The sequence below is a fragment of the Bartonella queenslandensis AUST/NH15 genome (genome assembly GCF_000312585.1).
GTDB classification, from domain to species: Bacteria; Pseudomonadota; Alphaproteobacteria; order Rhizobiales; family Rhizobiaceae; genus Bartonella; species Bartonella queenslandensis_A.
Map to the genome: position 1 here is coordinate 95,528 of NZ_HE997979.1, position 1,168 is coordinate 96,695.

A 1,168-nucleotide genomic window follows, 5' to 3' on the forward strand; every position below is an offset into this window, starting at 1 on the left:
ATGAGCCAACCCAAAAGTTTCGCAATTATTGGCAAGCCAAGAGCGGCAAAAAAAACCTCAAGGCAGTCAAGTAATCCCCATAGCACCACTGGTTTTTCGGTGAGATCGAACGTTGAAAACAGCAAAACACACCCTTGAAAAAAACGAATAATATCACGAATAGCCATGAGCACAATTTTTGAAATCAAACAAAAGCTTATCGCACAAGCAGATCAGATCGCAGAAATGCTTCTTCCCCAAGGACATAAACGCGGCAACAATTGGCTTGTTGGCAACACACGCGGTGAAGCCGGTCAAAGTTTATCGATTTGCTTAAGCGGCAGTAAAGCAGGCCTTTGGTATGATTTTGCAGAAGGTATCGGAGGCGATATTTTAGACCTTTGGTGTGCAGTCAAAGGCATCAGTCTCTCTCAAGCATTAGAAGAAGCACGCACAACTCTCAATCTGACACGCCCCAAACCCTTTATGGCCCCTCATCGTTCCTACCGCCGTCCACCGATTCCTAAAGGGTGTACCCCGCAAAATCTCGTAAAAAACTATCTCCACAAAGAACGCTGCATCCCTCTAGAGATTATAAAGCGTTACCGCATAAGAGAAGAAGGCGAAAAAATCATTTTTCCCTTTTATAAACCTGATGGCACCCTTGCTTTGGTCAAAGAACGGCTCGCTCAAGCGGGAGCAAAAACAAAACCTACAACAGCCCAATGTGAACCGATTTTATTCGGTTGGCAAGCCCTTTACCCCATAAACAGCCCCACCACACACGCCTCCCAATCCACATCCTCAGCAACCCAAGCGCCCACGCACACGCCCCAACCCACATCCTCAGCAACCCAAGCGCCCACGCACACGCCCCAACCCACATCCTCAGCAACCCAAGCGCCCACGCACGCATCGCAACCCACATCCTCAACATCCCACACCGCCACGCACACGCCCCAATCCACATCCTCAACATCCCACACCGCCACGCACGCATCGCAACCCACATCCTCAACAGCCCAAGCGCCCACGCACGCAGCGCAACCCACATCCTCAACATCCCACACCGCCACACACGCATCGCAACCCACACCCTCAGCAACCCAAGCGCCCACACACGCATCGCAACCCACATCCTCAACAGCCCACACCACCACGCACGCATCGCAACCCACACCCTCAGCAA

At 51.6% G+C, this 1,168-nt stretch carries 1 pseudogene; it reads left to right on the plus strand.

Annotation, left to right across the window (positions count from 1 at the left end):
- Positions 1-165: 165 nt before the first annotated feature.
- Positions 166-1,168, plus strand: a pseudogene (locus BN338_RS12925) (bifunctional DNA primase/helicase); the annotation flags it as partial.